The 18,463-nt window shown below is 65.6% G+C and carries 17 protein-coding genes; 6 read left to right on the forward strand and 11 right to left on the reverse strand.

Annotated features, from left to right (window positions below; all coding sequences use genetic code 11):
• Positions 1-222 precede the first annotated feature (222 nt).
• Positions 223-1,425 carry a multidrug effflux MFS transporter gene (locus BM194_RS13795; RefSeq protein WP_092847734.1) on the forward strand — a complete coding sequence of 401 codons (1,203 nt, stop codon included), beginning with the start codon at positions 223-225 and terminating at the stop codon, positions 1,423-1,425.
• 80 nt (positions 1,426-1,505) lie between these two features.
• Here BM194_RS13795 and hmpA read toward each other — a convergent pair whose 3' ends face one another.
• Positions 1,506-2,690: an NO-inducible flavohemoprotein gene (gene hmpA / locus BM194_RS13800; RefSeq protein ID WP_092847736.1), complete on the reverse strand. Its 1,185-nt coding sequence runs from the start codon at positions 2,688-2,690 to the stop codon at positions 1,506-1,508.
• A gap of 238 nt (positions 2,691-2,928) precedes the next feature.
• Between hmpA and norR the strand changes: the two genes are divergently transcribed.
• Entirely contained in the window at positions 2,929-4,509 is a 1,581-nt protein-coding gene (gene norR / locus BM194_RS13805) for a nitric oxide reductase transcriptional regulator NorR (protein ID WP_092847739.1), read from the forward strand.
• Positions 4,510-4,621: 112 nt separating this feature from the next.
• A complete protein-coding gene (locus BM194_RS13810) occupies positions 4,622-5,158 on the forward strand; it encodes an HPP family protein (protein WP_092847743.1) in 537 nt (178 codons plus the stop codon).
• Positions 5,159-5,184: 26 nt separating this feature from the next.
• Here BM194_RS13810 and BM194_RS13815 read toward each other — a convergent pair whose 3' ends face one another.
• From BM194_RS13815 to BM194_RS13830, 4 genes are all read right to left on the reverse strand, one after another.
• Positions 5,185-6,252 carry an AbrB family transcriptional regulator gene (locus tag BM194_RS13815; protein WP_092847746.1) on the reverse strand — a complete coding sequence of 356 codons (1,068 nt, stop codon included), beginning with the start codon at positions 6,250-6,252 and terminating at the stop codon, positions 5,185-5,187.
• Between the two features lie 94 nt (positions 6,253-6,346).
• Positions 6,347-7,852, reverse strand: coding sequence for a tripartite tricarboxylate transporter permease (locus BM194_RS13820; RefSeq protein ID WP_092847749.1), 1,506 nt, complete (start codon positions 7,850-7,852; stop codon positions 6,347-6,349).
• Between the two features lie 10 nt (positions 7,853-7,862).
• Positions 7,863-8,312 carry a tripartite tricarboxylate transporter TctB family protein gene (locus tag BM194_RS13825; protein WP_092847752.1) on the reverse strand — a complete coding sequence of 150 codons (450 nt, stop codon included), beginning with the start codon at positions 8,310-8,312 and terminating at the stop codon, positions 7,863-7,865.
• Complete coding sequence (locus tag BM194_RS13830) at positions 8,309-9,295, reverse strand: Bug family tripartite tricarboxylate transporter substrate binding protein (protein WP_092847754.1); 987 nt, start codon at positions 9,293-9,295, stop codon at positions 8,309-8,311. Before BM194_RS13830 ends, BM194_RS13825 begins: the two co-directional genes overlap by 4 nt.
• A gap of 140 nt (positions 9,296-9,435) precedes the next feature.
• Here BM194_RS13830 and BM194_RS13835 point away from each other — a divergent pair, with 140 nt between their 5' ends.
• Genes BM194_RS13835 through BM194_RS13845 form a run of 3 tightly spaced genes read left to right on the forward strand, consistent with a single transcriptional unit; the run spans position 9,436 to position 12,531 of the window.
• Complete coding sequence (locus BM194_RS13835) at positions 9,436-10,104, forward strand: response regulator (protein ID WP_092847757.1); 669 nt, start codon at positions 9,436-9,438, stop codon at positions 10,102-10,104.
• Positions 10,101-11,495: a sensor histidine kinase gene (locus BM194_RS13840; RefSeq protein ID WP_092847760.1), complete on the forward strand. Its 1,395-nt coding sequence runs from the start codon at positions 10,101-10,103 to the stop codon at positions 11,493-11,495. Before BM194_RS13835 ends, BM194_RS13840 begins: the two co-directional genes overlap by 4 nt.
• A 1-nt stretch (position 11,496) precedes the next feature.
• Positions 11,497-12,531 (forward strand): ABC transporter substrate-binding protein, encoded by a 1,035-nt coding sequence (locus tag BM194_RS13845; RefSeq protein WP_092847764.1) that lies wholly within the window; start codon positions 11,497-11,499, stop codon positions 12,529-12,531.
• Between the two features lie 5 nt (positions 12,532-12,536).
• Here BM194_RS13845 and tatA read toward each other — a convergent pair whose 3' ends face one another.
• From tatA to nosZ, 6 genes are all read right to left on the reverse strand, one after another.
• Positions 12,537-12,725: a twin-arginine translocase TatA/TatE family subunit gene (gene tatA / locus BM194_RS13850; protein WP_092847769.1), complete on the reverse strand. Its 189-nt coding sequence runs from the start codon at positions 12,723-12,725 to the stop codon at positions 12,537-12,539.
• A 50-nt stretch (positions 12,726-12,775) separates the two neighbouring features.
• A complete protein-coding gene (locus BM194_RS13855; protein ID WP_092847773.1) occupies positions 12,776-13,312 on the reverse strand; it encodes a nitrous oxide reductase accessory protein NosL in 537 nt (178 codons plus the stop codon).
• 11 nt (positions 13,313-13,323) lie between these two features.
• A complete protein-coding gene (locus tag BM194_RS13860) occupies positions 13,324-14,154 on the reverse strand; it encodes an ABC transporter permease (RefSeq protein ID WP_092847776.1) in 831 nt (276 codons plus the stop codon).
• On the reverse strand, positions 14,151-15,095 hold the full coding sequence (locus BM194_RS13865) for an ABC transporter ATP-binding protein (protein WP_092847778.1): 945 nt from the start codon (positions 15,093-15,095) through the stop codon (positions 14,151-14,153). Before BM194_RS13865 ends, BM194_RS13860 begins: the two co-directional genes overlap by 4 nt.
• Positions 15,092-16,417 (reverse strand): nitrous oxide reductase family maturation protein NosD, encoded by a 1,326-nt coding sequence (locus BM194_RS13870; protein ID WP_244890974.1) that lies wholly within the window; start codon positions 16,415-16,417, stop codon positions 15,092-15,094. Before BM194_RS13870 ends, BM194_RS13865 begins: the two co-directional genes overlap by 4 nt.
• Before the next feature lie 112 nt (positions 16,418-16,529).
• Positions 16,530-18,437: a TAT-dependent nitrous-oxide reductase gene (gene nosZ / locus BM194_RS13875; protein WP_092847782.1), complete on the reverse strand. Its 1,908-nt coding sequence runs from the start codon at positions 18,435-18,437 to the stop codon at positions 16,530-16,532.
• Positions 18,438-18,463: the final 26 nt, after the last annotated feature.

Here is an 18,463-nt window from a genome sequence, read left to right on the forward strand (position 1 = left end):
TCTCGCCCGACTGGCGAGACATCACGAACAGAGCCACAGGACGTAACTCGATGGCCGTCCTCTGGCCCTGTGGGGCTCAGCCCCAGCACGACCCTTCAGTTCCCTGCGTACCTTGGACCGCTTTCGCGGTCCATTTTTTTGCCTGTGCATTCACCCTTCGTTAGCTGGCTAATACCGTTAGTAACGGCGTAGAATTCCAGCCCGATCACCGAAGGGATGCCCATGATCAAGCTCACCTCGCCGATTGCCGTCGTGGTCCTGGCCGCCATGGTGGCGATGGGACCGCTGGCCACTTCCATGTACTTGCCGGCCTTTCCCGCCATGGCCGAGACGTTCGGCGTCGGCGCCGATCGTATCCAGATGACCCTTAGCGCCTACATGATCGGCCTGGCGATCGCCCAGTTGCTGTGCGGCCCGCTGGCCGATCGCTTCGGCCGCAAGCCGCTGCTGCTCGGTGGCATGGCACTGTTCTGCCTGGGCAGCGTGGGCTGCATGTTCGCCGATAGCATCACCGTGCTGTTCGGCTACCGTTTCCTGCAGGCATTCGGTGCGGCGTCCGGCATGGTGCTGGCCCAGGCGATGATCCGCGACACCTTTGCCCCAATCGATGCGGCGAAGAAGCTGGCCTACATGGGCAGCACCACAGCCATCGCACCGGCGCTGGCCCCGGTCGCCGGCGGCGCGCTGCTGGTGGCGTTCGGCTGGTCGTCGATCTTTCTGGCTCTGGCGCTCTATGCCGCGCTCACGCTGGCCGTGGTCGGCGTCGGTCTGCCCGAGTCATTGCCCCATGATCGTCGCCAGACGCTGCATCCGCGTACGGTGGCGGGTAACTACCTGGCCGCGCTCGGTAACCGCGCTTTCCTGGCGCATGCCTTGGCAGTCAGCCTGATGTTCGCTGGCCACTACGGCTTCATGTCCGGTGCACCGTTCGTGCTGATCGAACTGTTCGCAGTGCCGGAAGCCCACTTCGGCTGGTACTTCCTGTTCGTGGTGGCGGCATTCATTACAGGCAATCTGCTGGGGGCCAGGCTGACGGCACGCGTGGGCGGCCACCGCCTGATCCTGGCTGGCGGCAGCCTGCTGGTGCTGGCCGGCATCCTGGTGGTGTCGCTGGTGGCCAGCGGGGCCGACACCGTCGCGGCGATCATCGGCCCGCAGGTCATCTATGCCATCGGCTCGGGCATGATGATGCCCCAGCTGATCGCCGGCGCCCTGGCGCCTTTCCACCACATGGCCGGCACCGCAGCATCGTTGCTGGGCTTCATCCAGATGGGCTCGGCGGCGGCCTCCAGCGCCCTGGTCGGTCGGCTCTACGACGGCACGGCACTGCCGATGGTGCTGGTCATCGCCCTGGCCGGGGCAGGTGCTCTGGGAGTCTACCTGTCGCTGGCCCAGCGCCCGGTCATGGTCCCCGAGCCGGATTAGCCCGGGTGCAACATGTTCCATAACGCCAGAGGGCCATCACATGAGTGATGGCCCTCTGGCGTTGGGTGACGATGCAACGATCAGGCGGCGGCGTGCAACGGACGTGACGGCCCGAAGGTCTCGTAGTGGCGCCGTGCCGCTGGGACGCCCAGGTCGTCCAGGTGCGCATCCACACAGCTCATGAAGCCCTGCGGCCCCACGAAGTAGCATTGCGGACGATTGCCGGGCAGGTAGCGGGCCAGCAGGCTGCGGTCGATGCGCCCGGTGTGATCCGGCGTATCCTCGGACCGCGGACGCTCGTAGAGCGTGACGACGCGCATCTGCTGCGGGTAGCGCGCTTCGAGCGCCTTCACTTCGTCGGCGAAGGCATGATGTTCGCCATCCAGCGCCGCATGCAGGTAGGTGACTTCGCGGCCTTCCGCCAGCGCCTGGGCGGCCAGCGAGAGCATCGGGGTCTGGCCGACGCCGCCGCTGAGCAACAGGATCGGAGCGTTGCTTGCGTCGAGAGTCAGCTCGCCGGCGGGTGGCAACAGTTCGAGGCGATCACCGACCTTCAACGTGTCGTGGAAATGCCGGCTGACCTGGCCCTCCCCTTCGCGCTTGATGGAAATCCGGTAACTGCGGCCGTTGGGCGCCGCCGACAGGCTATAGTGGCGATAAGCCGGCGTGCCGTCGATGGTCAGCTTGATGCCGATGAACTGGCCCGGCGCGAAGTCGGCGACCGGTCCACCATCCTCGGGCTCGAGCACGAAGGAGCGGATCACCGCGCTTTCCTGACGCGTGTCGGCAATACGGAAGGTGCGTGTGCCGCGCCAGCCGCCGGGCAATGACGCAAACTGGTGATAACGCTGGTCTTCAAGCTCGATGAGCAGGCCGGCGAGTTCACCGTACAGCGCGCTCCAGGCATCGGCGATCTCGGGTGTCACGGCCTCGCCCAGCACCTCGCCAATGGCAGCCATCAGGCATTCGCCGACGATAGGGTACTGGTCAGGACGGATGCCCAGCGACACGTGCTTGCTGACCACGGTGCCCAGCACCTCCCTGGCGCGCGCAGGGTCCTGGCGCAGCTGGACATAGGCGAGCACCGAACCGGCCAGCGCCCGAGGCTGGCTGCCGCTGGCCTGGTGAGCGGCATTGAACAGGGCCTTCACGTCCGGGTAGCGGTCGAACATCAGCGGATAGAAGCGCTGGGTAATGGCTTCGAGGTGTTCGGCCACGACGGGGGCGGTATCGGCGATGATGCGTTCCTGTTCTTGGGTGAGCATGAAGCGTCTCCTTCAGGGGAAATGATATTGTCGGCCCGTAAGGAGCAACGCTCGTGCCAGACTCCCTCCCGAAAACGCCACTGCGGCACTCTGCCACAGCAACGGCCCGAGGCCCTTGGCCAATGGGCGCCAGGCGTCTCCGGCCTGTGGCGTCCCGGCCCATTGGCCGACACGCCTCATGTAAAATAGACACTGCCTGTCATTGTCACTTGGACACTTCGGCTGCCAGACTATCACTATGACATCGTTTCTGATCACGCTGCGCGACCTGCTGGCCCGCCTGGGCGAAGGCCAGTCTACCGAGACACTGCATGAGCATTGGGCGCGGCTGCTCGAGGCATTGGTCGGGCCCTACCCTGCCGATGCCAGCACCTTGATGGTCGCCACCGACGACGGCCTGCAACCGGTTGCCGTGCTCGGCCTGCCCGACGAGGTCTGCGGGCGACGCTTCACGCTCGCCGCTCACCCACGCCTGGCGGCCATCGCCGCCCACCGTGGCGTGTGCCGTTTCCCGCCGGATAGTCCTCTGCCCGATCCCTTCGATGGGCTGATCGACGAGGACCTCAGCGACGTCCACGATTGCCTGGGCGTGGCCCTGCGCGACGGCGACCGGCTGACCGGGCTGTTGACCCTGGACGCCCTGGAGCAGGGCCGCCTCGCCAGCCTCGACGAGGACGAACTGCTCGCCGCCGCCAGCCTGCTCGGCACCTGCCTGCGTCTGGCGACACAACTCAGCGTAACCCGCTCACGACTCAGCGAAGCGCTCGATGCCGAACGCCAGCCACCGGCACCGGTGCATTGGCACAGCCCTGCCATGCGCCGGCTCGACGAGGCCATCGCGCTGGTCGCGCCGACCGACATGAGTGTACTGCTGCACGGCGAGACCGGTGTCGGCAAGGAGCGCATCGTGCGCCAGTTGCATGGTCGCTCCGCCCGCCACCAGGGGCCACTGGTGCAGGTCAACTGCGCTGCCCTGCCCGAGCAGTTGATCGAAAGCGAACTGTTCGGGCACCGCCGCGGGGCATTTTCAGGGGCAATCAAGGACCATCGCGGCCACTTCGCCATGGCCGATGGCGGCACGCTGATGCTCGACGAGATCGGCGAGTTGCCGCTCGCCCTGCAGCCCAAGCTGCTACGCGTGCTGCAGGAAGGCGAGATCCAGCCGCTGGGCAGCGAACGCGTGCAGCACATCGACGTGCGTATCATCGCCGTCACCAACCGCGACCTGGCCGCCGAAGTCACCGCCGGGCGCTTCCGCGAGGACCTGTACCACCGGCTGAGCGCCTTTCCGCTGGAAGTGCCCGCGCTGCGCGAGCGCCGTGAGGACATCCCGCTGCTGGCCGGGAGTTTTCTCGAGGAGAACCGAATCCGCCTGGGCCTGGCCAACCTGCGCCTGGCCGAGGATGCCGAGCTGGCCCTGCTGGGCTGGCAGTGGCCGGGCAACGTGCGCGAGCTCGAACACACCCTGAGCCGGGCCGCCCTGCGTGCCCTGGGCGATACGCTGGCTGCCCAGCGCGAGCCCGAGGATGGCCAGCGTCAGCGGCTCACCGTGCGCATCACCCGCCAGCATCTCGACCTGCCCGCCACGGACGCCCCATCGATTTCCGCGGCGATACAGCAGCCGACGCCACAAATTCATGCGTTACCGGCACGCGAGGACGAGTGGACCACGCTGCGTGACGCCACCGACGACTTCCAGCGCCGGCACATTCGTCGCGCCCTGGCCAGTCACAGCGACAACTGGGCGGCGACGGCCCGGGCCCTGGGGGTGGATAGCGGTAACCTGCACCGCCTGGGCAAGCGCCTGGGGCTGAAGTGATATGCGGCGCTCTGACGCATGGCAATGGTCACCATAACCATTGGCTATTTCAGGAATTTGCACGGTTTTGGCAAGATAGGCCGCCTTTTCGGGACCGTATAAAAGGAAGCCAATGGTCAAGAGTTACCTGGGCAAGATGAAGGGAGCCCCCATTGAGCGTAGGCCACCGTGCTGGCGCGATGCCCTGTGGTCGTGGTTTGGTGCCTTCGTCGGCATGGCAGGCGTGGGCTGGCTGAGCAGCCTGTCGCTGCAGGCCCACTCGCTGTTGATGGTCGGCTCCTTCGGCGCAACGTCGGTGCTGCTGTATGCCGCACCGGAAAGCCCGTTGGCACAGCCGCGCAACGTGCTCGGCGGCAACGTGCTCTCGGCACTGATTGGCGTGCTCAGCTGGCAATGGCTGGGCGACTCCTGGCTGGCCGCCGCGGTGGCCGTATCGACCGCCATCCTGGCCATGCAGCTTACCCACACCCTGCATCCCCCCGGCGGGGCCACAGCATTGATTGCGGTGATCGGCACCGGTGAACTGCACTCGCTGGGCTGGACCTACGCCTTCATGCCAGTTGCCGCAGGCTGTGCGCTGATGCTCGGCGTGGCGATCCTGGTCAATAACCTGGCCCGCCATCGGCGCTATCCCCAGCATTGGTGGTAGCCAGGGTCACCGCCGGGCCGCTCCGCTCAGGCCCGGCGTCGCTGAAAGGCCTTCAGCAACAGCGGCATTACCATGATCAACACGGTAATGCGCAGCAGGTGGTGAGAGGTCACGAAAGCCGGATCGATGCCCAGCGACAACGCCACCAGGCTAAGCTCGGGTGCCCCGCCCGGCATGTAAGCCAGCAATGCCGCGGCCGCCGAATAGCCGGTGATCGCATGCACCAGCCAGGCGGCGGCGATAGCGATCAGCAGCAGCGCCACCGCCTGAAGCACAGCCATCAGCAGGTTCATCCCCACCGCCGCCAGTGACGTTCCCCCGAAACGCACCCCGACCGAGACGCCGATGATGATCTGCGCCAGCGCGACGATGGTCGGCGGAATGGCCGCCTCGGTCACGCCGGTGATGTGCAGGGCTCCGGACAACAGCACGGGGCCGAACAGCAACGGGTTGGGCAGGTGCAGCCGCCGTCCCAGCCACATGCCGATCACGCCGGCCCCGATCAGCAGCAATGCATCGCCGAACGCCGGAACCGTCAGCCACTCGGCCAGCGTCATGCTGCGCGACTGCAGGCTGACGTGACCGATCAGGTTGAGCGCCGGTGGTATCGCCAGCAGCAGTACCAGGATGCGCACCGCATGGGTCAGCCCTACCACGCGCAGGTCGGCCTGCGAATCCGCCGCCATCAGCGTTACTGCCGACACCCCGCCGGGCACTCCCGAATACATCGCGGTATCCATGGAGTAGCCGGCGATACGCCGACCGAACCACACCGAGAATGCCATCATCACCGCCGTGGTCAGCAGCATCAGCACCAGACTGGTACCCCACAGAGTCACGTCGCCGGCAATATCGGGGGTGAACGCCGCGCCGAGCATCACCCCGATCACCACCAGTACCGCCTTGCGCGAGGTGGTGGGCGCACGCAGCCGCACGCCACCCAGGCTGAGCAGGGTGGTGGCGATCAACGCCCCCAGCAGCCAGGGCAAGGGCACGTCGAGTGCATAGGCGATGCCGCCACCGACGGCACCGATGGCGAGTGTGGGAAGCAATTTGCCGGTCGCGACGCACCGGCCTTTGATCGTGGCAATCAAGGCAACCCCTCTGTCATGTGGTCATGGAATGCACAGGGCCCGGGATCGGCACTACCGATCCCGGGCCCAGCGCCGCCAGAGGATGCGGCAAGCGTCAGGCGCCGTCCAGCGACTTGCGGGTCAGCAGCTTCGGCAGCAGCCATGGCAACACCAGCAGAAGGACCGCGGCGATCCACAACCCCAGCGAGATGCCCGACTGCCACAGGATGCCGACGTCACCGCCGCTGATCGACAGGGCGCGACGCAGGTTGTCCTCCATCAGCCCGCCGAGTACGTAGCCGAGAATCACCGGTGCCAGCGAGAAACCCAGTTTGCGCAGCAGGTAGCCGAACACGCCGATGATCAGCATCAGGTAGATGGCCATCAGGTCGGAGTGCAACTGGTAGACGCCGGCGAAGGCCAGGATCGCGATGCCCGGTACCAGCACCCAGCGCGGGATGGTCAAGACCTTGGCGAACAGCCCCGCCAAGGGCAGGTTGAGCGCCAGCAGTACCACGTTGCCGATGTACAGCGAGGCGATCAGGCCACCGGCCACCTCGGGGCGTTCGGAGAACATCATCGGGCCGGGGGTGATGTTGTAGAGCATCAGTGCACCGAGCAGCACCGCCGTGGTACCCGAACCCGGGATGCCCAGCGTCAGCATGGGTACGAAGGAGCCCGCCGCCGCGGCATTGTTGGCCGCTTCGGGCGCGGCCAGACCGCGCATGTTACCGGTGCCGAAGGTACCTTCCTTGTCGGAGAGGCGCTTTTCGGTGGTATACGAGACCGCACCGGCCACGGAGGCGCCGGTGCCCGGCAACACGCCGACGATGAAGCCGATCAGCCCGCAGCGCAGCATGGTCCACTTGCAGTACAGCACTTCCTTCAAGCTGACCATCACCCGACCCAGCGGCGGCATCTCGTCGCCGGCATCCTGGCGATTGGCATGCTCGAGCATCAAGAGAATCTCGCTAATCGCGAACAGGCCGATGATCATCACCACGAAGTCGATACCGTCGTAGAGTTCGGCCATGCCAAAGGTGTAGCGCAGCACGCCGGTGCCGGAGTCCACGCCCACCATGGCGATCATCACGCCGAGTACCGCACCGATGGCGGTCTTGATCGGATCCTTGCCCATCATTACCGCCATTGACGCGAAGGCGAAAATCATCAGCGCGAAGAACTCAGCGGGGCCGAACATCACGGCTACCTGCGCAAGCAGCGGCGCGAACAGCGTCAGGCCGATGATGGCGATGGTCGCCCCGACGAACGAGCTTACCGCGGACAGGCCCAGCGCCGGCCCGGCCAGGCCCTTCTTGGCCAGCGGGTGGCCGTCGAGCGTGGTCATCACCGCCCCGGCGTCGCCGGGCACGTTGAGCAGAATGCTCGACATGCGCCCACCGTACTCCGCACCGGTGTACACCCCGGCCAACAGGATCAGCGCCGACTCGGCCGGCAGGCCGAGCGTATAGGCCAGCGGCATCAGAATGGCGATGCCGTTGATCGGGCCGATGCCCGGCAGCGCACCGAACAGCGTGCCCAACATCGCCCCCAGAAAGGCGAGCCCCAGATTGAGGGGGCTCAACGCCACACCGAAACCGTCTATCAGAAAATCGAACATGCCGGGCTCCTCAGGTGAAGTCGGGCAGCCAGTAGCCGCCTGGCAAGGAAATTCCCAGCCCTTGGGTGAATAGGTAGAAGCTGCCCAGCGACATCAGTACCGCGGCAATCAGCGCCTTGAGCCAGGTCGCCTCGAACAGCCGGGCCAGGGCCAGCACCGCGAAGAAGGTGGTCACGATGAATCCCAGGCGCGTGAACAGCAGGGCGTAGACCAGCAGCACGCCCAGCACCGCCAGCAGCTTCAGGGCCAGCGCCTTGTCGGGCCAGTGGCCGTTCTCGCCCGGGCGAAACACCAGCACCAGGGACAACGCGGCCAGCACCACCGACAATACGATGGGGAAGGCCTTGGGCCCGACGGGTTCGTAGCTGAAAGGGATCTGCAGGTTGGCGGCCTGGGCGGCGGCAAACGCCGCCAGACCGATCAGGGCGAGTCCCAGGATGCGGTCGGCGGCGAGCTTCATTGTGTCAGACCCACTTCGTCGGCAAGTTGCTTGAACTGGGCGACCTGGTCCTTGACGTAGCTGTCGAAGTCATCGCCGAAGCGCGACATCGGGAACAGTCCGCGCGCCTCACGCAGCTCGGCGAACTTCTCCTTCTCGGACAGTGTCTCGAGCTTGTTCACCCATTCCTGATAGGCCTCGTCGCTGACCTCCGGCCCCATGTAGTAGCCACGCCAGATCGGCCACTGCACATCGTAGCCCTGCTCGGCGGCGGTGGGAATCTCGGCATAAGGCCCGCCCAGACGCTCTTCGGACAGCGAGGCCAGCACGCGCACCTTGCCGCTTTCCAGATGCGGACGCAGTTCCGACATGTCACCGGTGAAGACCTGGATATGGTCACCCAGCAGCGCCGCCAGTGACTCGCCGCCACCCTCGAAGGCCACGTAACGCAGGTCGCGCGGCGAGATGTCCGCCGCCTTGGCGGTCAGCGCCGCTTTCATCCAGTCCTGGCTACCCACGGTACCACCGGCACCGAAGACGATCTTGCCGGGCTGGGTCTTGAGGTCCTTCATGAGTTCATCAAGGGTCTGCCATGGCGCGTCGGCCTTGACCACGATGGCGCCGTAGTCGGCACCCAGCGCGCCCAGCCAGCGCACCTCGTCGGCGTCGTACTGGCCGAACTTGCCCAGCGCCAGGTTGACGGCGGCCCCGGTGCTCGCCGCCACGATCAGGTTGGGATCGTCGCTGCGCACGCCATTGACGTGGTTGTAGGCCACCGCACCGATACCGCCCGGCATGTAGCTGACCATCATCGGCTTGTCGATCAGCCCGGTCTCCTGCAGACCGTTGGCCGCGAGGCGGCAGGTCAGGTCGTAACCACCGCCCGGCTTGGCCGGTGCGATACACTCGGAAGCGTCGGATTGGGCCTGGGCCGTGCCGGTCGCCAGCGCACCGCTGAGCACCAACAGCGAGGACCAGTGGCGGAATGCCGAGTTGAATTTCATGGCGGACTCCTGTTTCTTTGTTGTGAATGCGAGGGGATATCCCTCCCTGCCGTCATCGCGTCGATGACACGGGAGATGCTAGAGGCCCAACCTTTCATCAACCTGTCATCCGCGCTTCATCCCCGTGAGACTTTGGTCCAATGCGCCTGCTTATCGTCGAAGACGACCCGTTGATCGCCCGCTCCCTCGAACAGGCCCTGGGCCCGCTGGGCAATACCGTCGAGACGTTCTCGCGGCTGAGCGAAGCCCGGGCGGCCCTGGCGCATGGCCATTTCGACCTGGTCGTGCTCGACCTGGGATTGCCCGACGGCAACGGCCTGACGCTGCTCGCCGAGCTGCGTGAACGCAGCGACACTACGCCGGTGCTGATCCTCACCGCCCGTGACGGCGTCGACGAGCGCGTTCGCGGACTCGACCTGGGCGCCGATGACTATCTGGCCAAGCCGTTCTCGCTGGCCGAACTCGAGGCCCGGGTACGCGCCCTGCTGCGCCGCAGCCAGCAGCGTACCGACAACCGCCTGCAGTTCGGGCCGCTGTGCTTCGACCCTGCCTCGGGCACCGCCACGCTGCACGGCGAGCCCCTGGCCCTGCCGCGCCGTGAACTTGGCCTGCTGGAAGGCCTGTTGCTGCATGCCGGACGCATCGCGCCGCGAGAGTTGCTGGTCGATCGTCTGTTCGGCTTCGGTGACGTGGGGCCCAATGCCCTGGAGGTGTACATCAGTCGTTTGCGCAAACGCCTCCAGGGTAGCGGGCTGCGTATCCGTACCCTGCGCGGGCTGGGCTACCGGCTGGAGGATGACTCGACGTGATCGTCGTCGACGGCACGCTAAAACGGCGCCTGGGAGCCTGGCTGCTGGCCACCGTCGGCGTGCTGGGCGCGTTCTTGCTGGTCGAGGCCTATACCAGCGCGCAGCGCGCCGCCGACCGCGCCTACGACAGCCAGCTCGAGGCGGCGGGCCTGACCATCGCCGAGGCCATCCAATGGCAGGACAGCCGACCGGTGGTGGAAATGCCGGCGGCGGCCTTCCAGATCCTGGCCACCGACCAGCAGGAGCGGGTGTTCTACGCCATCCTCGACACGACCGGACGCGAGGTCACCGGCAATCTCGACGGGGCCGTGACGCCCGCCTGGCAGCATGCCGCCAAGGCCGGGCCGGTGTGGATGACCGTGCAGCATCACGGCACGCCCATCCGCCTGCACGGCCGTGAGCTGACATCCGCCGGCTGGGAGTCGCTGGACCCGGTACAGATCTGGGTCGGGCATACCCTGTCGGGGCGCGAGGCACTGGCCGGCGACCTGTTCGTACGCACCCTGACGCGCTTTCTGGCCATGGTGCTGGTTGCCGGCCTGCTGATGCTGCTGGCCATTCGTACCGCGCTCGGCCCGGTGCGTCGCCTGCGCCAGTTGCTGCGCCAGCGCGATGCCGACGACGTGCGCCCGCTGCATGCGCACGTTCCCGGAGAGCTCTACGACATGGCGGAAACGCTCAATGCGCTGTTCGCTCGCCAGCGTGAAGGTCGCGATGCGCTGCTGCGCTTTACCGCCGATGCCAGCCATCAGCTCAAGACACCACTGGCCGGGCTGCAGAGCACCAGCGAGCTGGCCCTACAGAGCGAGCAACCCGATGAGTGGCGCCACGCCCTGGAGACCGTCCATGACAGCGCGGCACGCACCAGCCGCCTGGCCGGCCAGTTGCTGAGTCTGGCCCGCTTGCGCCATGCCAGCGAGGGGGGGCGGGATACGGTGGACCTGGCGGCCGTGCTTCGCGATACGCTGATGGAGTGGGCCGAGCGCGATGCCGCCCAGCACCACGATCTGGGCCTGGCGCCGCTCCCCGAGGGGCCGGTGTACATCCAGGGCGAGCCTTGGTCACTGCAGGAAATGATCGGCAACCTGATCGACAATGCCCTGCGCTATACGCCGCCAGGCAGCGTGATTACCCTGGGGCTGGAACGACAGCCCGGCACCGTGACACTCAGCATCGAGGACGACGGCCCCGGCGTGAGCGACGACCTGCTCGGCCGCCTGCACCAGCCCTTCGAGCGAGGTGGACGCCAGGACACCCAGGGTTCCGGCCTAGGCCTGGCCATCGTCGACTCCATCGCCCGACGCCACGATGCCCGCCTGGACGTGCACAATGCCCCCGGGCATGGCCTGAGAATCGACATCCGCTTTCCGGCGTTGCCCAAGGAGACCTGAGATGCTGCACCGCTGGTTGTGCTGCCTGCTGCTGGCCTGCCTGATGCCACTCGCTGCATTGGCCCAAGCCAGGACACCCCTGGTGGTCGAGGCCGCACTGGACCGCCAGGTCATCGCGCCGCTGCTCGCGGCCTTCGAACGCGCCTATCCCGATATTGCGCTGCATTATCACGACCGGTCGACGCTGGAGGTCGATCGACGCGCCCGCGAGGTCCGACCGGCTCCCGACGTGGTGATCAGTTCCGCCATGCCCTGGCAGTTGGCCCGGGTCAACGAGGGCCTGGCCCAGCCGCTGGTCAGCCCCGCGGCCCGCCGCTGGCCGCAGTGGGCCAAGTGGCGCAACGAGGTGTTCGGTTTCACCTTCGAGCCCATCGTCACCGTCTACCGGCTCGATCTGGTACGCCACATGATTCCGCCAACAACGCATGCCGACCTGCACACCATCCTCACCACGCACCAGGATCTTCTTCGCGGACGCGTGACGACCTATTCGCCGGGCCGCAGCGGGGTCGGCTACACCCTGTTCCAGCAGGACGCGCGCTACTCGCCGCGCTTCTGGGACCTGGTCGCTGCCATGGGCGCCGCCGAGGTCAGCCTGGAGGACAACACCCAGGCGATGCTCGATGGCCTGACCGAAGGCAAGTACTGGGTGGGCTACAACCTGCTGGGCTCCTATGCCATGCACTGGGCTCAGACCCATCCGGAAGTGATCGTGCAGGTGCCCCAGGATTATGCGCTGGTGATGATGCGCATGGCCTTCGTGCATCGTGACGCGCCGCATCCGATGGCCGCCAAGGCGTTCGTCGATTTCCTGCTCAGCGTCGAGGGCCAGCGCATCCTCGCCGGCAGCACGCCGCTGTTCAGCGTGCTGCCCGAAGTCATCGGCCCCTATACCGCCCAGCGTCTGCGCGATCAGGTCGGCGAGCGGCTCTACCCGATCCCGATCAATGCCTCGCTGCTGGCGTTCGTCGACCCGCTGCGCCGCGATGCCTTCATGGCCCGCTGGAACCGCGAGATTCGCATTCTCGAACCGTGAGCAGGCTAGCCCCGCTCACGCTTGTTCAGGCGCACCACCTCGGACTGGAAAGGACTTTCCTCTTCATTCGTTTCCCGCCGAAAACTGCGGATCGCGCCGCCCAGGTCCGAGCCGACCGTTCTCAGCCGCTTGGTGCCAAACAGCAGCGCGACGATGAGCAGGACGATAAGAAGCTGCCAGACACTGATGCCCATGGTTTCATTCCTCTTGCCAGATAAGGCGGCCTGCGCTCAGGCCGCCCAGGTTAGTGATGCCCCGCCCCGTGCATGCCCATGGCCTGCTGCAGCATGGCCAGGTCGATCTGTTCGAAGCGCAGCACATGTCCGCCCTGTTCGGCGGCCAGTGTCTGGGCGCTCTCTTCTTCAGAGAATGACGCCAGCACCGCGCCCATCGCGCCTTTCAGGGCCGGGCCGAGCACATAGAACGCCTCGCGAGCATCGATGAGGTGCGCATCGTCAGGCCGGTTCCAGTCGCTGCGACTCATGTCATGCACGTACAGTTTCACATCGAGGCGCTGGTTCTCGGGCTGCAGCCACCAGCCGAGCATCTCGGCCGTGGAGCAGAACTTTCTGACGGCATCCGCGCCGATCGCCTGTCCCTTCGGTCCCGGAAACTCCGTAATGATCATGCCGCAGACGTGGCACTCGTCACTGGCGTGAAAGTCCACCGGCGTCAGTGACCGGGATTGCGCTTCGGGGTCGCTGCACGCCACCAGGAGCAAGCCGAGCAACAATCCGAGCGCGGCAGTACGCGCCTCGACCAGGGTTAGCGTTGTCTTCATGTCTTCCTCACTCACGCCGCACGTCGACGAAACAGGGCATAGGCCAGCAGCAGGGCGCCACCGACCCACAACATCAGGCAGCCCCACAGCATGACGCTCGGCAGCGGTAGCTCGCTGCCCAGGGCCATGACACCCGACACGCCCCCGCTGGCCTCGAAGCCGGACAGGTTGATCAGGCGGTAGATATCGGCCGGGTTGAGCAACAGCAGCCAGGGCAGCAGCTCGGGGCTGAAGCGGCCTTCGCCGAGTACCAGCAGCGCCAGCAGCACCAGGTCGAACACCAGCACGAACCCGAACCACACGCCCAGGGCCAGGCCGGCGGCCCGGGACTTCTCGCTGGCCCGACTGCTCAGCACATAGGCCAGCGCCAGGAAGACCCAGCCCAACAAGGCCGATGACAGCATGAAGCGCCCGAAGGCCCGGAACAGCAGGTCCAGCGCGACGCCATCCACCAGCACGGCAATAGCCAGTGCCGCGGCGCCGAAACCGAGCAACGTGGCCAGAGCCAGGATCAGGCCATGACCGACAAACTTGCCGAGCAGCAATTGGCCGCGCCCTAGCGGGTAGGTCAGCAGCAGCATCAGGGTGCCGCCCTCGTCCTCGCCGACGATGGCGTCGTAGGCCAGCAACAAGGCGATCAGCGGTATCAGGATGGTGGCCAGGCTGGTCAAGCTGGCAATCGTGGCCGGGATCGAGGTAAAGCCCACCTGCCCCGAGGCGGCAGCTCCCAGCCAGGCGATGCCAACCGCAAGCACGGCGAACAGCAGGCCGATGGCGACGATCCAACGGTTGCGCAGGCCATCGCTGAGTTCCTTGCGGGCAATGTTCCAGATCGGATTCATGCCATGGCCTCCTCTGGCTGCGCCTTTTTCTCGGCTGGTGCGTGGTGGGCTCGCTCCATGTAATAGCGATAAAGATCGTCCAACGAGGGCTGGTGGATCTCGATGTCGTCTGGCGCTCCTTCCGCCAATAGCTCGCGCAGCAACCCCAGCTTGTGGGCGCGACGGAGCGTGACCTCAACCCCAGCATCACCCAGCGGCTGTGCCACATGGCCCTCGCCGCGCCAGCGCTGCAGCCAGGCCTCGCGCTGCGCGATGCCCGCTGCGCGCAGCCTCACCGGCAGGTCCGCTGCGTCACGCAGGCTGTCCAGGCTGCCGATGGCCTGCAGGCGCCCGTGGGCCAGGATCGCCGCCCGGCTGATATGCGCCTCGACGCCCGGCAGCACGTGCGAACAGAGGATGATGCTGGTCCCCTGCTGGCGAAGGTGATCCACCAGCCGGTACAGCGCCAGGGTGGCAATGGGATCGAGTCCCACCGTCGGCTCGTCGAGCAACAACAGGCGCGGCGTGCCAAGCAGTGCCTGGGCCAACCCCAGGCGCTGCCGCATGCCCTTGGAGTAAGTCTTGACGCGGCGATTGGCGGCCTCGACAAGCCCCACCTGTTCCAGCAGTTCGTCGACTTGTGCAGCAGGGGCCCCTTTCAGACGGGCGAAGTGCTTCAGCGTCTCGCGGCCGGTGAGCTGGGGATAGAAAACGATATTCTCGGGCAGGTAGCCGAGCTGGCGATGCACTTGCCTGTCGTGCGGCGACTGACCGAGTACGCTCACCCGCCCCTCGCTGGCCTGGAGCAGACCAAGAATCAGCTTCATGGTGGTGGTCTTGCCGGCCCCGTTGTGGCCGAACAGGCCCAGCACTTCGCCCTCGGCGAGCTGCAGGTCCAGGCCATGCAGCACGTTCATGCTGCCGTAGCGCTGACGGACGCCTTCGAGTTCGACGGCATTCATGACGTTGGCTCCTGTAATGGGGCGAGCAGCGCCCGGGTCGGCAGTTGCATCAGTGGATGGCTGTCCTGCACGCCAGGCGATTTGATGACGGGAAACAAGCGCTGCACCCAGCGCAGCAGCTCGATGCCGGGACTGTTCATCAGCAGACGGACCTGCGGATACAGCCAGATCAGGCGGTCGACGTTGTCGTTGGGCTCGTAGGCGACATCGCCCAGGCCGTCGCCGTCGCGGTCCCAGCCGAGGTAGTCACTCCAGTAGTTGCCCCGACCGTCGACCGACCACTCCTGGGTGCGCACGGCGACGTACTTGACCTGCTGCTGGTTGTCGACGAAGGCATTGCCGACGATGCGGTTGTCCTCGGAGCCCGCCGTGAGATGAATGCCCAGCGTGCTGTCAGCGAAGTGATTGTTCTCGATGGCGTTGAACAGCGAGTTGTAGATGAACAGCGCCTTTCCCTCGGCACCCGAGACCATGCCATCCCCACCTGCGCTGCCATGGCGTACGCCGACGACCACGTTGTCCTTGAGCGTGGAGTAGGTGATGTAATTCATCAGGATGCCGTAGTTCTCGTCCTGCTCGGAGCGATTGCCGATCACCGTCAACTGGCGGCTCTGCATCAGCGCATACCCCGTGCGGGTACGGCGGGTGATGTTGCCGATCACCTGGTTGTCGTGGGAGAACATGTAATGCACACCGTAGCGCAGGTCCTCGAGCACATTGCCCTCGAGGCGGTTGCCGTTCGAGGTGTCGATATAGATGCCGTCTCGGGTGTGCCGGGCATGATTGCCGATCACCCGGGCGCCGCTCACGGCATAGAGATGGATGGCATTGCCGCGATCCTGCGAGCGCACGGTGGTATCGCCCTCGATGTCGTTGCCGATCACGCTGACGTCGCGGGTGGCGTCGACCCAGATGCCGAAACCCGGCCCCGCAAGGCGATTGTTGCGCACGACCGCATCGCGGGCGTGCGACGCGATGAAGATGCCCGAGTCCAGGGCGGTCAGGTCACGCCCCCAGTCGCGTAGTGTGCAGCCTTCGACCGCCACATTGGCAGAGGCAATGGTCAGTGCGTTGCCCTGCCCCTGTGCATGGATCACTGCGCCTGGCTCACAGCGCAGTTGCATTGACGTATCGATGGTGAACTGGCCGTGATACTCGCCAGCAGGCAGGCGCCACTGGCCTTCGCCTTCAGCGATCAACGGCAACGTAGTAATGGCGTGCGGTGCCGCCTGGGCAACACCTGTGAAGAGTAAGGCCGTACCCATTATCCAGAGATTGACTCTCAGCCGGCGCAGCCTGTCGATTGCCTGAGCTTTGATCACAGAGGTGTACCTTTTCCAGCGTCTTCCAGCGTCCAGGCAGGGGTGATGTGGCCCGGCACTCCACCGGGCCGTGTCGTCGGTTGCCGGGCCTGAAGCAGGCCCGGCGGATGACTCAGGCCGGCTCGACCAGCATGCGCCCGACCATTTCCATGTGCAGGGCATGGCAGAACCAGTTGCAGTAGTACCAATGCACTCCGGGCTTATCGGCCACGAAGGTAATCGACGAGGTCTGCTGCGGGCTGATTTCCATGCTCACGCCGTGGTTGGTCATGCAGAAGCCGTGCGACACGTCCTCGATCTTGTCGATATTGGTGATGACCACCGTGACTTCGTCGCCCTGCTTGACGGTGAACTCGTTGATGCCGTAGGTAGGCGCCATGGAGGTCATGTAGACGCGCACCTTGTTGCCATCTCGGATTACCTTGTTGTCGGTCTCCAGCGTGACACCATCCTGCTTGGCCATGGCCACGGTGCCGGCGAAGAATGGATCGTCGCGGGTCCAGATCTTCTTGGGCCGGATCTGGTCGCGGCGGGCCATGATGCAGTCATGGGGCTCGGCATAGGTCGGGCCATCGTGGACCAGCGTCATCTCGTCGCCGGAGATGTCGATCAACTGGTCGTTCTCGGGATGCAGCGGTCCCACCGGCAGGAAGCGGTCCTTGGAGAACTTGCTGAGCACCACCAGCCACTTGCCGTCGGCTTCGCGGGTCTCGGTCAGCGAGGCGTGGTTGTGGCCCGGCTGGTACTGCACATCGAGCTTCTGCTTGATGTAGTTGACGTCTTCGCCCTGGTAGGCACGGATGGCATCGTCGATGTTCCACTTGGCCACCTGGCTGTCGATGAACAGCGTGGTGTAGGCATTGCCGCGACCATCGAAGGTGGTATGCAGCGGCCCCAGGCCCAGTTCGGGCTCGGCGGCAACCACGTCGCGCGGTGCAGCGAGCTTGCCGTCGAACAGATCGTCGAGCTTGTCGATGGCGATGACCGTAGCGGTCGGTGACAGCTTGCCGTTGGCGATGAAGTACTTGCCGTCCGGCGAAGTATTCAGGCCGTGCGGGTTCTTGGGCACCGGAATGTAGCGGGTCAGCTCCGAGCCGTCGCGACCGTCGACGACCGGCACCTTGGAATCGCCCAGGGTCGTGAAGTTGCCGGCCTTGATCGCAGCCTCGATACGCGGAATGTTGAACACCACCACCCAGTCGCGCTCGTTGCGCATCTGTCCGGCGAGATCGACGGCTTTCTCCGAGTTGTAGCAGGTCGAGGCGGCGTACTTGCCGGCGTAGTCGGCATCAGTGTTGTCCAGATTGCCGTCGACGATGACCTGGAAGGCAACCTCCATGGTCTCGGCATCGATGGCGTTGAACATGGTGTAGCTGTCACGCGCCTGGAGATCGAATGTCGAGCCATCGTTGGGATGCGGGATGATGAATTCCGCGTTGGCGAACACGTACCTGGTGTGCGGCACCTTCTGCAGGCGCAAGCCGTGGATGGCCTGGACGTTGGGCACGGTGACCATCTTGTCGCACTTCATGATGTCCAGACGGATACGCGCCACGCGGCTGTTGGCCTTGTCGTTGATGAACAGGTACTTGCCATCGTACTTGCCGTCGGTCATCGACAGGTGCGGGTGGTGGGAGTCGCCATTGAGGTACCTGGCGCTGTCGCCCAGCACCTGGCGGCTCTCGTTGGTCAGGCCCCAGCCGGTGGCCGAGTCGACGTTGAACACCGGAATGCGCATCAGCTCGCGCATCGACGGCACCCCCATCACGCGGACTTCGCCGCTGTGCCCGCCGCTCCAGAAGCCGTAGTACTCATCCAGTTCCCCCGGGCCAACCGAGGCCTTGGCGTGCGCGTCCTTGACCGCCGCCGCCCAAGACTCGCGGGTCATCACCGCACCGCCCAGTGCCGACGCGCCCACCAGTGCCGCGCCGCTCATGGCGGTCGCACCCAAAAAGCCACGCCGAGTCAGTCCCTTCTTCTCTTCCACCGGCATGCCGTTCTGCGTTTCTTGATTATTCATGAGTCTTTGCTCCTCTGAGACAACAG

This window comes from Modicisalibacter xianhensis, assembly GCF_900113605.1.
Lineage (GTDB): Bacteria > Pseudomonadota > Gammaproteobacteria > Pseudomonadales > Halomonadaceae > Modicisalibacter > Modicisalibacter xianhensis.

What these genes read in the sequence shown, in the direction of transcription:
- BM194_RS13860 (WP_092847776.1), bottom strand. Translation starts at nt 14,154, where the DNA reads ATGAATCCGATCTGGAACATTGCCCGCAAGGAACTCAGCGATGGCCTG.
- nosZ (WP_092847782.1), bottom strand. Translation starts at nt 18,437, where the DNA reads ATGAATAATCAAGAAACGCAGAACGGCATGCCGGTGGAAGAGAAGAAG.
- BM194_RS13835 (WP_092847757.1), top strand. Translation starts at nt 9,436, where the DNA reads ATGCGCCTGCTTATCGTCGAAGACGACCCGTTGATCGCCCGCTCCCTC.
- BM194_RS13825 (WP_092847752.1), bottom strand. Translation starts at nt 8,312, where the DNA reads ATGAAGCTCGCCGCCGACCGCATCCTGGGACTCGCCCTGATCGGTCTG.
- BM194_RS13865 (WP_092847778.1), bottom strand. Translation starts at nt 15,095, where the DNA reads ATGAATGCCGTCGAACTCGAAGGCGTCCGTCAGCGCTACGGCAGCATG.
- BM194_RS13855 (WP_092847773.1), bottom strand. Translation starts at nt 13,312, where the DNA reads ATGAAGACAACGCTAACCCTGGTCGAGGCGCGTACTGCCGCGCTCGGA.
- tatA (WP_092847769.1), bottom strand. Translation starts at nt 12,725, where the DNA reads ATGGGCATCAGTGTCTGGCAGCTTCTTATCGTCCTGCTCATCGTCGCG.
- BM194_RS13820 (WP_092847749.1), bottom strand. Translation starts at nt 7,852, where the DNA reads ATGTTCGATTTTCTGATAGACGGTTTCGGTGTGGCGTTGAGCCCCCTC.
- BM194_RS13830 (WP_092847754.1), bottom strand. Translation starts at nt 9,295, where the DNA reads ATGAAATTCAACTCGGCATTCCGCCACTGGTCCTCGCTGTTGGTGCTC.
- BM194_RS13810 (WP_092847743.1), top strand. Translation starts at nt 4,622, where the DNA reads ATGGTCAAGAGTTACCTGGGCAAGATGAAGGGAGCCCCCATTGAGCGT.
- hmpA (WP_092847736.1), bottom strand. Translation starts at nt 2,690, where the DNA reads ATGCTCACCCAAGAACAGGAACGCATCATCGCCGATACCGCCCCCGTC.
- norR (WP_092847739.1), top strand. Translation starts at nt 2,929, where the DNA reads ATGACATCGTTTCTGATCACGCTGCGCGACCTGCTGGCCCGCCTGGGC.
- BM194_RS13845 (WP_092847764.1), top strand. Translation starts at nt 11,497, where the DNA reads ATGCTGCACCGCTGGTTGTGCTGCCTGCTGCTGGCCTGCCTGATGCCA.
- BM194_RS13795 (WP_092847734.1), top strand. Translation starts at nt 223, where the DNA reads ATGATCAAGCTCACCTCGCCGATTGCCGTCGTGGTCCTGGCCGCCATG.